We start from the raw sequence: 11636 nt of genomic DNA, 5'->3' as shown, positions 1-11636 counted from the left end.
AAGCCTAAAAATAATTAATTATTCAAATATCAGGGTAACAAAAGCCATACCGAGGCCAATCGCGATGGCCAGTACCTTTCTGCGGCTCAGTTCATGATGTTTGGTGCCCGACTCGTAGAAAATGGTGGTAGAAATATGGAGGAAAGCGCCGATAACGAGCGCCACGATGTAGATCAGCGAATGGGTGACGGCTTCGGACTTGTCTCCCAGCCATCCTGCCAGCATCGCCGAAAAAGGCGTGACGAGGGAGAAGATGACGAGGATGCGCCAGAGCCTGGCGCGGGATTGCCCGGCGTGGACCATCACGGTGATGAGCGTGAGGGATTCCGGGATCTTGTGGGCCATCACGCCGAGCATGAGCGATGGTAATGCGGATTTGTCTTCATAATGGAACCCCAGCGGGATGCCTTCCATGAACGCGTGGATGGAGAGCCCTATCAGCAGCGGCGTCACCGCAATGTGATGATGGTGCCCGCCGGCAGCCGGCAGATGGGTATGCCCATGCTCCATGCCGTGGCTCAGCTGCTGGAGGAACACCTGCAGGAAGAACCCGATCACGATGTAAATACCGGCGGGATGCCCCAGCTCGTGGTACACTTCCGGCAGCAGGTGCATGATCGTGACGCCGAACAGGAACGCCCCGGTGAACGCCAGCAGGTAAATGGGCAGGCCAGGACTGATCCTTTTGAATATCATGGGGATCATGCCGCCAAAGATCGTGGCGGCCAGGATGAGTATGAGGTAAGCTATGTTCATGTTGTTTTTTCAGGTAATGGCTCCAGCCCGATACGCCTGGTAAAGAACCCTCCGCTCAGCGAGCCCGCCAGGCAGCCCAGCAGCGCCCCGCCCAGGATATCGGTCGGGTAATGCACGCCCACATACACCTGTGCGTAGCAAATAACCGCCGCCCACACGAAAAAGAACCAGGCCCAGCCGCGGATGTACCGCCGCAGGGTTATAAATGAAAACATGGCCAGTCCGAAATGGTTGGCCGCGTGAGAAGATGTAAAACTGCCGCTTTGGGGGTAATATCCCACCATGATCCGCACGTACTGGGCAATATTGGGATCGTTGCCCGGGCGCAGCCTGCCTACGGCGCCTTTGAGGAAACCGCTGGCCTGGTCGCACAGGGCGAAGGTCAGGATGAAGAAAACGATCCACCAGAAACCTTTCCAGCCCCAGTTCCAGGTCACGAAAACCATGAGGAACAGGTACAGGGGCGCCCAGAGATAGGGTTCCCGCATCCAGGGCAGCCAGCTGTCCAGGAAAGAGGTCGCCCATTTGCTGTTGATATTGAAAAACAGGATCAGGTCCCACGTGAGCAAGGTTCCCATCAGGATGTCGGTTTTTGGGCGATGAGGATCAGCCGCGGGGAATGCGCCTCATCGAAGGTGTTAAAATGATAATCCCCGAAAACATCGGTGATCTCGAGCTTCTGCAGTGCGAACATCTCCCTGAAATCGGCCAGGCCAAGGGCAGACACCCGCTCGGCGAAACTCGTCCTGAACAGCTTCTTCCTGTCGAGAATACGGATTTCCTTCATAAACTTCCCCCCTTCCACCTCGCGATGGATGTCGAACACCACATCGTCGATCTCCCTGATCTCGTTCGGCACCAGGTGCGCCGCCGCAAAAGGGCTGTTCAGGTAATCCAGCACCAGCCTTCCGCCCGGCTTCAGGCTGTTGGTCAGCGTGCGCAGGGCGTTATCGTTCTCGTGCCGCGTCTCGAAATACCCGAAACTGGTGAAAAAATTGAATACGATATCGAAATAATTGATGCGGAAAGGCAGCCGCATATCGTGCTGGAAAAAGCTCAGCCGCTCGTTTTCCAGCTTCCGCGCAGCCGCGATGCTTTCTTCCGACAGATCGATGCCGGTAACGTTGAACCCTTTGTCTGCCAGGTACCGGGCATGCCTTCCGCGGCCGCAGGCCACGTCGAGCATCAGCGCGCCGGCTTCCGGGCGCAGGTAATCTACCAGCTTGTCTATGAAGGCAGACGCTTCCCGCTCATCCCTGTTGTTGTACAGCAGGTGATAATACGGTGAATTGAACCAGTCTTTGAACCATTGTTTCGGCACTTCCATTTCGTGTCGGTCGAAAATTACTTCGGTTTTTTATTGTTAAACATCAAATATCGGGATGATTCGTAAAATCCGCGGGTTAATTTCTCCAGTTCCCCGGCAATTTGCGGCTGCGCGGCGCTCACGTCTTTCAAGGGATCGCCCTCCAGGTCGTACAAACGCATCTTGCCGCTATCCACCCCGATCTCGAAAAAATATTTTTTCCCCATGAGCCCGTAATAGTTTTCGCCGCGGTTATAGACAATGAAAGCGTACCGTTCCCCGGCGAAGGTGGTATCGAGCATATCCACCCCCATCGTGTAATTGGTAAAATCCACCCCGGCCATTTTCGCCACGGTGGGGTACACGTCCAGCAAACTGCTCATCCGGCTGATCCGCTGCGGTTTTGCCAATTTCGGCGCCCAGATGATGCAGGGCACGTGGTCTACGAACGTTCCCATCTCGTATTCGGGCAGGGGCATGTGCCTGAACGGGCTCAACCGGGCGGAATGATCGCCGAAAAATACGAAAATCGTATTGTCGAGGTATCCGGATTTTGCCGCCAGCTCCATGAGGTAACCCACGTTGTAATCGAGGTAGCGCATGGCGTTGAACTGGTCGATCGACAGCCAGCCGGCGGATTTGAAAGCTTTCATATCCACCTCTTTTTCGGTCACTTTCTTAAAATCGCCCTTTCCGGCGGTGGTGGTGTAAGGTTCGTGGTTGTCGGCCGTTTGCAGGAATGCCACGAAGGGTTTGCCGGCCTGGTGGGCTTTCCGGAAAATTTCGTCGGACTCCGATATGAGGTCGAAGTCCGAAACGCCCCACACATCTGCCTTCGGCGCCTTGAAGTAGCCTTCCTCGAAGATCCGGATGCTGTCCACGTTATTGGTAAAAACGGCGCGGATGTTGGCCCAGTTGGTGTTTCCGCCGAGGAGGTAATATTTTTCGTATCCCCTGAACTGGTCCATCACCACCCGCTGGTCCACGATGCCGGGGTGGCGCGAGGCGGTTTTGAACTTACAGATATCGGGGAGGCCGGTGGTAACGCCGAAAACGGTTCTGGCGGTGCTCATGGCCGGTACGTAGAAATGGTCGAAAAACAAGCCTTCATCTGCGAGCTTTTGCAGGTTGGGCGTGGCTTTCATGGGATTGTTGAACATGGACGTCATGGCCGCTCCGCCCGATTCGAGCATCACGATGACGACGTTGGGCCGGCCGGCCAGGGAATCGCCTTTCACGAAGCGGGCGTAGTTCAGCGCCGACGCGTCGGGCTTGTCGACCCCGAGATATTCCGCCACGGGCGTGTAATATTTGCGGGTGAGCCCGATATCGTAGGTATCGTCTTTCACCGAAAAGTTCGACACGAAATAGAGGACGGGGTTGAGCCCGAGGGACGTGATCCCGTTGTCGCGCGTGAACATGGCCTGGCTCCACCTGAGCGGGAAATAGGCGACGTTGCCGTAAATCCCCGCGCCGAACAGCAGTACGAGAGCAACCACCCAGGCTGCGAAGCCTTTGGGGCGTACGGGAACGCCTTCCTGGTTGGCGAAGTGGCGGAAGATGGAGCGGTACGACCAGATCACGAAGGCCATCAACAGCAGCAGGCCGGTAGCTCCTTTGATGACGGGGTAGCTTTCCCAGAGCATCCGGGCGTTGGTGCCGCGTTCGCCGGTGGCGAGGAATCGGGTGACGGAGGGTTCTATGCGGATACCGAGGTAGCTGTAATGCCCCAGGTCGGTCACGTAAAATAAAGTAAGGAATGCGTACAGGATGAAAAGCCAGGCGAAATGCAGCCTGCGGAGCCACCCGGGGCCGAAGAGCCGGTCGCGCGTGAGCAACGCCAGCAGGGCGACGGGGGCCATGCAGATGAGGGCCAGGCGCATGTCGAACTTCAGGCCGAGATGCCAGGCTTTGGCGATGGTACCGCTATCCTGAATGGTGGTGGTGAAGAAGAAGAAATAGAAGATCAGGCGCCACGCTACCAGGAAACCGAACAGGTACAAGGTTTGGGTGAAAATATACCGGATGTATCTGGGTATCCGCGACCAAAGCTGAATCATCTTAATAATTGGTTATTCGCTAAACTTATATTCCCGTAAAATTTTATACGTAGCGGCAAATATACACTAATTGCGCCAACATACCGGTCCGCGATCGGTGACATGACAAAATAGCGGGGCCGATAAATACGGAATCGATTATCTTTGCCATCCTAAAAAAATCCAATAAAGTGGCACTGATTAAATCAATTTCGGGAATTCGCGGCACCATCGGCGGCAAGCCCGGCGAAGGACTTTCCCCCCTCGATGTGGTGAAGTTCACCGCGGCTTACGGCACCTGGCTGCTGAAGCAGAACGCGGAGAACAGGAAAGTGGTGATCGGAAGAGATGGCCGGATTTCCGGGGAAATGGTCAAGCAACTGGTCGTTTCCACCCTCAACGGCCTGGGCATTGACGTAGTGGACCTGGACCTCAGCACCACGCCTACCGTGGAAATCGCCGTTCCCCTCGAACAGGCAGCGGGCGGCATCATCCTGACCGCCAGCCACAACCCCCGCGAATGGAACGCCCTGAAGCTCCTGAATTCGAAAGGAGAGTTCATCTCCGGCGCAGACGGCGCCGAAGTGCTCGATATCGCCGAGCGGGAAGACTTCAACTTCGCAGACGTGAACAAACTCGGATCGTACCGGAAAGACGATTCCTACCTCCAGAAGCACATCGACCTGGTGTTGAATTACCCCCTTGTAGATAAGGCAGCCATCGAAGCCGCCGGATTTAAAGTGGTGGTAGACGCCGTAAACTCCACCGGCGCCATCTTCGTACCCGCCCTGCTGAGGGCGCTGGGCGTAAAGGAAGTGACCACCCTGTTCGACGATGTTTCCGGTAAATTCGCCCACAATCCCGAGCCCCTGCCCGAAAACCTCACCGCGCTCAGCAACGAGGTAGATAAGAGCCAGGCCGATTTCGGTATCGCCGTAGACCCGGACGTAGACCGCCTTTGCTTCGTTTGTGAAGACGGCAGCATGTTCGGCGAGGAATATACCCTGGTAGCGGTGTCCGACTACGTGCTGAAGCACAGGAAAGGCAATTCCGTGTCCAACATGAGCTCCACCCAGGCGCTGAAAGATATCACCATCAAAAATGGCGGGGAATACCATCCTTCCGCCGTAGGCGAAGTGAACGTCGTGAACAAGATGAAAGCCGTTAACGCCGTGATCGGCGGCGAAGGGAACGGCGGTATCATCGTTCCGGACTTCCATTACGGCCGCGACGCCCTCATCGGCATCGGCCTCTTCCTGAGCCACCTGGCGCAGAGCAAAAAGACGATGAAAGCCCTCCGGAACTCGTACCCGGACTATTTCATCAGCAAAAACAAGATCGAGCTGGATAAAGGCATCGACGTGAAGGAAATCTTCGAAAAAATCAAAGGGAAGTACAAAAACCAGCCCTTGAACACCGACGACGGGCTGAAAATCGAGTTCGACAAGGACTGGGTACACCTGCGGACGTCCAACACGGAGCCCATTATCCGGATCTATGCGGAGAGCCAGAATGAGACCACGGCAGACAATATCGCCCGTAAAATCATGCAGGATATCAAGGAATTCATATAATTCCTATAGACTTATAGATGGATGAACGGATGGCGGAATTAACTGCCATCCGTTTTTCTTTGTCGGCAATTCCTTAATTTTGTGGCACTTTTTTAATCAAAAACCACCAAACCCGCACGACCTTGGAAAGAATTTATTTCGACAATGCCGCAACCACGGCACTCGACCCGGCAGTTCTTGACACCATGCTGCCGTATATGACAGAAAAGTTCGGCAATCCGTCCTCCATTTATTCATACGGCCGCGAATCGCGGCTAGGCATCGAAAATGCGCGGAAATCCGTCGCAAAGATCCTCAACGCCCACCCCGGCGAGATCTTCTTTACCTCGGGCGGTACCGAAAGCACCAACACGGCCGTGAATGCGGCCATCCGCGACCTGGGGTGCCGTCATATCATCAGCTCTCCCATCGAGCACCACGCCACCCTCCACACCGTTGAGCATGTCTATTGCCGCGACGAGGTGCGGCTTTCCTGGGTGAAACTGCTGCCGAACGGGCATGTGGACCTCGAAGACCTGCGCCGCCTCCTGGCCGAAAGCAAGGAACGGACGCTGGTAAGCCTCATGCATGCCAACAACGAGATCGGCAACCTGCTCGATATCCATGCCGTGGGCAACCTCTGCAAGGAGTTCGACGCCATTTTCCATTCCGATACGGTGCAGACCGTGGGCCATTATCCCTTCGACCTGCGCAATACGCCGGTACATTTCATCAATGGCGCCGGCCATAAGTTCCATGGCCCCAAAGGCGTGGGCATCCTCTACATCAACGAGAACGTGAAGATCCAGCCCTACCTCATGGGCGGATCGCAGGAGCGCAACATGCGCGCCGGCACCGAGAACCTGTACGGCATCGTAGGCTTCGCCAAAGCACTGGAATTGGCGACCGCCAACCACGAAGCACACAGCGCCTACATCAACGACCTCCGCATGTACATGGCCCAACAGCTGGAACAGCACATCCCGGCCGTGAGCTTCAACGGCGATTTGCATGGCCGCAGCCTCTACACCGTACTGAACGTTTCCTTCCCGAAAACGGAAAAAAGCGAGATGCTCCTCTTCAACCTGGACATCAACGGCATCTGCGCCTCCGGCGGCAGCGCCTGCACTTCCGGTGCCGACGCGGGCTCGCACGTGATCCGCTCGCTCAGCAGCGATCCCAACCGCATCGCCGTACGCTTCTCCTTCGCGCACACCAACACGAAAGCAGAAGTAGACGCTGTGGTGGCGAAACTGAAAGAACTCATTTAAGACTTCGTCATTTGGATATCGTGAAAAAATCCGGCGGAAATTCCCGCCGGATTTTTTTTGCGCATCTCCGTGAGAATTTTCGTTTCAATATTTTCGGCGATGTAATGTTGATGTAGAATATTGATTTACTTTTGAATAAACCGGGGGAAGTGGCTCATCTTGCATAACTCGCATCTTGTGGGGGTTGCTGGAAACGGCACGGGGGGTGAGAAACTTCCCAGGTTTTCGATTTGAGAAATGAACGTGCCAATGCTGTTCATTATTGGTTAAAAGCTTCGTCAGCTTGCATACCTCTTCCCATGAAGGGGGGTTACTTGAAAAATAGTACGGGAGCTGAATTGATCTTTTAATGTCGCTTTCCAAAAAAGCAAGGTACTTAGATGACCTTACCTTTTAAGGCTAAAAATTTTTCAACTTGCATATCTCCGCTCAAGTGGGGTGCTGCCTGAAAGGCACGGGGGTTGAAGAAATTTTTAGCCTTTTTTCATTTCATAATTCCACGATAACTCCAAACTTTCCCCTAAGGGCTTCGAAAAATCTTGATTCGCCCTTTAATAGTTTCCGCTGGAACATCCAAAGCATGTAATCAACAATACTCAGCTCCGACATTTTATTACTTGCGGCAATATTCAATCTAAAATGCACACCGCACTCTTCAAAAGGCCGAACTACCTCTTTCAATATGGCCAATTGATTTTTGCCATATTGAGAAAGGTGTATACTATGATAATTCCTCTTGTCAAAATTCTTTTGATGCAGCAATCGTCGAAGCACATCCAAATAAAATGCTGAAGCCTTACCATTGTATTTCTCCTTAAATACTTTTAAACCCTTTTTAACAATAATGACATGAATTTTAAATCCACGGATTTTACGCAATAGTTCTATAAAGTTTATTCTCACCTCAGGATGATCCTTCCTCGCATGAACAAACCAATCTTCGTTCTCAGCTATCGAAGGAATTCCACTATACAAAATATCCCTTCTTATCCAATCCTTAAAATTCAATACCGCATCCCGCAGATACTTTCTATTGTTGGTTTCCAGTATCCCCATTATAAAATATGGCTGATATCCATTGGTACCTTCTAACGGATGGCCAAGTTTATCAAAAAAACTGGTATCCCCTGTTTCATCAATGAAATAATATTTCTTTCGCAGTTTTACTCCTTCTATTTCCATGGTTGGTTTTCCAATTAGGAAAAAAATGTAGGAATTAAACTGACACAAAAATTTTACTCCGCCGGTTATTTTTGAAAATGGTATTAATACCTTTTGACGTCAGGAATGCCGTGTAATGACGTCATAAAATTTGTCGCGGTAGCCTTCGCTGATGGGGATGGACTGATTGGCGATCATCACCGTGTTGCGCTCCACGGAATTGATTTTGTTCATCGCCACGAGGTAGGAACGGTGTACGCGCATGAATTTGTCTTTCGGCAAACGCGACTCGAAAGATTTCAGGCTTTTCAATGTGAGGATGGGCTGGCTGCCCGTGTATATTTTGATGTAGTCTTTCAGGGCTTCGATGTAGAGGATGTCTTCGAGGTTCACCTTGATGATGCGGTACTCTGTTTTCACGAATATATAATCCGTTTCGGGCGGGCGGGGAGATGCGATGGAACGGTATTCCTGCGCCTTGGTGACCGCTTTGATAAATCGCTCGAAGGCAATGGGCTTGAGGAGGTAATCCACCACATCCAGGTTGTACCCGTCCAGCGCATATTCCTCGTATGCGGTGGTAAAAATAACCATAGGCGGCCGTTTCAGCGATTTAATGAACTGGATCCCCGTGATGTCGGGCATCTTGATGTCCAGGAAAATCAGGTCTACCGGCTCCTGCTGCAGGAACCCCAGCGCCCGGGAGGCATTCGTAAACGCCGTCAACTCCATCTGGAAAGGCGCCTTGGCCGCGAAATCCGCGATGATCTCCAAAGCCAGCGGCTCGTCATCCAACGCAATGCACTTCATCATGTTTCAAAGCGATTTTTAAGTCTGCAATAAATTCGTCTCCCTGCTCTCTGATTGTGATCTCGTGTGCATCTTTGTACATCAGTTCGAGTCGCTTGAGGGTATTCCCCAATCCCACGCCCCCTTTCTCCGCTATCCGCCGCTCCAGCAACCGGTTCCGCACCGTCAGCCGCAACTGCCCCCCTTCCGAAATTTCCAGCCCCACACTGATCCATGCGGGTTCTTCATAACTCACGCCGTGCTTGAATGCATTCTCCACGAACGGGATCAGCAACATCGGCGCAATGCGCAGCCCTGCCGGATCGCCGGAAACATGGACTTCGACCGGAATACTTTTCGCCAGGCGAAGGCGTTGCATGTCGATAAAATCTTCCAGGTAGCGGATTTCGTTGGCCAGGAGCACCTGGTCTTCGTTACTCTGGTAAATCATGTAACGCAATATGTTCGACAGCTTCACCAGCGCATGCTCCGTTTCCGGGCTTTGCCGGTGAGCGAGGGAATATACCGTATTCAGACTATTGAACAGAAAATGCGGATTGATCTGCGATCGCAGGAAACGCAATTCTGCATTGAGGTTCGCCACTTTCAGGGCTTCCTTCTGCTGCTCGCTTTTGAACCATTGCATCGCCACTTTGATGAACCCGCCGATGAACAGCACCAGCAAAGTAAACGTGGCCGATTTGCGGAATATATCGGAAAAAAGGAACATTCCGAAAATCCCCCGCTCGCGCATCCCCGGACGGAAAACAGGCGGCAGCACCGTATTATCGCCCACGATCTCGGTTTTCGTAAACGCAATGGCCGAATCATGCGCGAAATGCATGGTCTGCCCCGGCCCGACGGCATCCGCCCAGGCCATTGCAGTCCGCGCCCGCACGGCAAACACGCCTCCGCCGCCAATCCTTCCGGATATGACGAACGGCCGCCCATCCCGCACACCCAGCTGCCGGAGGAACGTGTATTCCACCAACACCTGCTGCAACCCGATCCCCGCCAGCGCCAGCAACACCAGTCCGATGTAAATGCCGATACGCCTGCGCGTGAAGAAACGGGGGATCAATACGTAATAATTCAGATAAAACAGTCCAACGATGAACAGCGTGTTCACCCCTTCCTTCCAATAAAACAAATGATCATCTACACGAATCCGGTATACAAAAAACGGGAAGAGGAACAGCAACACCCAAACCGCGATATGCAAACTAATTACGACGAGCCGGTTACCGAATATTTTCCTCCAGAATATCATAGGTGTGATGCGGCATAAACTTACGCCACAATAGTCTTAACCAAGTGTTAAAACAGGTTCCCGGGTTCTTAACCAAGTGTTAAAATTACCTAGTGATCTGTAAACTATCGATCTCCTCCAGGCTGAGCGCAGGCATGCTTCCGCTTTCAAGTTTCCGCAGCACGAGGGTGCCTGTCCGGCTCGCGTCTGACTGCGAGCGGAACGGGTGAAAACCCGGCACCGCGGGGATATGCGCCTGGTAGATCATGGGGCGGCCGCGATAGGTAATGCGGTACGCCCACCCTTCTTTCCATGGCTCCGTCACCAACCGGTACGGCCGCTCCCTGCACGAAATCAGGGAGCCGGCCGCGGCCAGTGTGAGCAGTATTGCGATGGACTGCCTAGTCATTTTCGTTGTAGGTCGTATTCGGTTCAAAAAGATAGATATCGTCGAGCTGGAGGCTGCCCGTTCTTCCGGAAGCCACGTGGCCCTTGCCTCCCAGCACGAAAGACACGGCACCGTACCTTGCGGCGCCTTCGAAATCGCGCACCTGCGTCCACCGGTCGGCAACACCGTCGTATTCCCAGGTAGCTTTGCTGATACCGTTGCCTGTCCCGGTCACCACATAAGCTTTGTTGTTGACCGTGAAGGCCACCGCCTGGGTGGTCACGATGTTGTAATCATCGTCGAACGAGTCGTCAGACACGTTGGCGATTTTATGCTTCTGTGTCCAGTTGTCGGCATCGGCGTCGTATATCCACATGTCGTTTTTAAGTTCGCTGTTGTTGGTGCCGGTTACGATGTAGGCGTTTTTGCCGAGCACGAAAGCCACGGCTTCGGTGCGTTTGCTGCCGCCGAAACTTTGCCGCGCGATCCATTTATCGGCCAGCGGATCGTACATCCAGACGTCTTTGGTACCGCTGCCGTCGCTCCCTGTGGCCACGTACCCTTTTCCGTTGACGGTGAAACTAACGGCATCGCGGCGGGCGAGGCTGATGGAGGGGTCTGGCCCTACGAGCGGCGCCTTCTTTTCCCAGTAGCCCTTGCCGGGATTGTAGCTCCAGAAATCGTTGAGGCGCACTTTACCGTCGAACCCCGTTCCCACATACGCGTTCTTATCTATGACGAAAGCGGTGGCGCTGCTGCGTGCGGCCGCGCCTGCCGGGAGGCTCGCCGACTGGCTCCAGCCGTTGGCGGGATTGTATTTCCAGAAATCACGCAATTGCTTTTCGCCGTCGAACCCCGTGCCCACGTACGCCGTATCGCCGATAACGAATGCTACGGCTTCGGAACGGGGCGAGGCCGACATCTCCGGCAGCTCCTTCCAGTTACCGTTGTTCTCGTCTTCCGTATCGTCGCTTTTTTTACATGCCGACAAAAGTACCGCCGCCAGCATCCATCCTAATAATTTTCCTTTCTGCATAGAAATAGTGTTTTAACCCGGTCAAAATTATCCGGCGAACTGTTACAGGTACTTTAAAATAGACGGAACAGCCGTGTGGCATGACCAA

11 protein-coding genes are annotated in these 11636 nt (G+C 53.4%); 2 read left to right on the top strand and 9 right to left on the bottom strand.

Features of this window, described 5'->3' with window-relative positions; all coding sequences use genetic code 11:
- Positions 1-18 precede the first annotated feature (18 nt).
- The 4 genes from EJ361_RS17430 to EJ361_RS17415 are packed head-to-tail and all read right to left on the bottom strand — an operon-like array spanning position 19 to position 4122.
- Entirely contained in the window at positions 19-756 is a 738-nt protein-coding gene (locus EJ361_RS17430; protein ID WP_126246918.1) for a ZIP family metal transporter, read from the bottom strand.
- Positions 753-1334 (bottom strand): phosphatase PAP2 family protein, encoded by a 582-nt coding sequence (locus EJ361_RS17425; RefSeq protein WP_126246917.1) that lies wholly within the window; start codon positions 1332-1334, stop codon positions 753-755. The genes EJ361_RS17430 and EJ361_RS17425 overlap by 4 nt, the downstream gene beginning before the upstream one ends.
- Complete coding sequence (locus EJ361_RS17420; protein WP_126246916.1) at positions 1334-2083, bottom strand: class I SAM-dependent methyltransferase; 750 nt, start codon at positions 2081-2083, stop codon at positions 1334-1336. The genes EJ361_RS17425 and EJ361_RS17420 overlap by 1 nt, the downstream gene beginning before the upstream one ends.
- Before the next feature lie 17 nt (positions 2084-2100).
- Positions 2101-4122: an LTA synthase family protein gene (locus EJ361_RS17415; protein WP_126246915.1), complete on the bottom strand. Its 2022-nt coding sequence runs from the start codon at positions 4120-4122 to the stop codon at positions 2101-2103.
- Positions 4123-4292: 170 nt separating this feature from the next.
- Between EJ361_RS17415 and glmM the strand changes: the two genes are divergently transcribed.
- Together glmM and EJ361_RS17405 are read left to right on the top strand one after the other, a co-directional pair.
- Entirely contained in the window at positions 4293-5675 is a 1383-nt protein-coding gene (gene glmM, locus EJ361_RS17410; RefSeq protein ID WP_126246914.1) for a phosphoglucosamine mutase, read from the top strand.
- 122 nt (positions 5676-5797) lie between these two features.
- Complete coding sequence (locus EJ361_RS17405) at positions 5798-6925, top strand: cysteine desulfurase family protein (protein ID WP_126246913.1); 1128 nt, start codon at positions 5798-5800, stop codon at positions 6923-6925.
- Between the two features lie 489 nt (positions 6926-7414).
- Here the strand turns inward: EJ361_RS17405 and EJ361_RS17400 are convergent, their stop codons facing one another.
- The 5 genes from EJ361_RS17400 to EJ361_RS17380 all read right to left on the bottom strand — a co-directional run bounded on the left by EJ361_RS17400 (position 7415) and on the right by EJ361_RS17380 (position 11548).
- Positions 7415-8107 (bottom strand): DUF3800 domain-containing protein, encoded by a 693-nt coding sequence (locus EJ361_RS17400; RefSeq protein WP_126246912.1) that lies wholly within the window; start codon positions 8105-8107, stop codon positions 7415-7417.
- 99 nt (positions 8108-8206) lie between these two features.
- A complete protein-coding gene (locus EJ361_RS17395; protein WP_126246911.1) occupies positions 8207-8899 on the bottom strand; it encodes a LytR/AlgR family response regulator transcription factor in 693 nt (230 codons plus the stop codon).
- Positions 8874-10145, bottom strand: a complete 1272-nt coding sequence (locus tag EJ361_RS17390; RefSeq protein WP_126246910.1) for a sensor histidine kinase — start codon at positions 10143-10145, stop codon at positions 8874-8876. The genes EJ361_RS17395 and EJ361_RS17390 overlap by 26 nt, the downstream gene beginning before the upstream one ends.
- Positions 10146-10230: 85 nt before the next feature.
- Positions 10231-10533: a DUF4907 domain-containing protein gene (locus tag EJ361_RS17385; protein WP_126246909.1), complete on the bottom strand. Its 303-nt coding sequence runs from the start codon at positions 10531-10533 to the stop codon at positions 10231-10233.
- Positions 10526-11548 (bottom strand): Kelch repeat-containing protein, encoded by a 1023-nt coding sequence (locus tag EJ361_RS17380; RefSeq protein WP_126246908.1) that lies wholly within the window; start codon positions 11546-11548, stop codon positions 10526-10528. Before EJ361_RS17380 ends, EJ361_RS17385 begins: the two co-directional genes overlap by 8 nt.
- Positions 11549-11636 lie beyond the last annotated feature (88 nt).

It is taken from the genome of Chitinophaga rhizosphaerae, from assembly GCF_003958645.1.
GTDB classification, from domain to species: domain Bacteria; phylum Bacteroidota; class Bacteroidia; order Chitinophagales; family Chitinophagaceae; genus Chitinophaga; species Chitinophaga rhizosphaerae.
This window is presented reverse-complemented; position numbering and strand designations above follow the sequence as displayed.

Bases quoted from the DNA above. Each gene is read 5' to 3' on its own strand.
- EJ361_RS17380 (WP_126246908.1), bottom strand. From the start codon at position 11,548: ATGCAGAAAGGAAAATTATTAGGATGGATGCTGGCGGCGGTACTTTTG.
- EJ361_RS17430 (WP_126246918.1), bottom strand. From the start codon at position 756: ATGAACATAGCTTACCTCATACTCATCCTGGCCGCCACGATCTTTGGC.
- EJ361_RS17415 (WP_126246915.1), bottom strand. From the start codon at position 4,122: ATGATTCAGCTTTGGTCGCGGATACCCAGATACATCCGGTATATTTTC.
- EJ361_RS17425 (WP_126246917.1), bottom strand. From the start codon at position 1,334: ATGGGAACCTTGCTCACGTGGGACCTGATCCTGTTTTTCAATATCAAC.
- EJ361_RS17390 (WP_126246910.1), bottom strand. From the start codon at position 10,145: ATGATATTCTGGAGGAAAATATTCGGTAACCGGCTCGTCGTAATTAGT.
- EJ361_RS17400 (WP_126246912.1), bottom strand. From the start codon at position 8,107: ATGGAAATAGAAGGAGTAAAACTGCGAAAGAAATATTATTTCATTGAT.
- EJ361_RS17385 (WP_126246909.1), bottom strand. From the start codon at position 10,533: ATGACTAGGCAGTCCATCGCAATACTGCTCACACTGGCCGCGGCCGGC.
- EJ361_RS17395 (WP_126246911.1), bottom strand. From the start codon at position 8,899: ATGATGAAGTGCATTGCGTTGGATGACGAGCCGCTGGCTTTGGAGATC.
- EJ361_RS17420 (WP_126246916.1), bottom strand. From the start codon at position 2,083: ATGGAAGTGCCGAAACAATGGTTCAAAGACTGGTTCAATTCACCGTAT.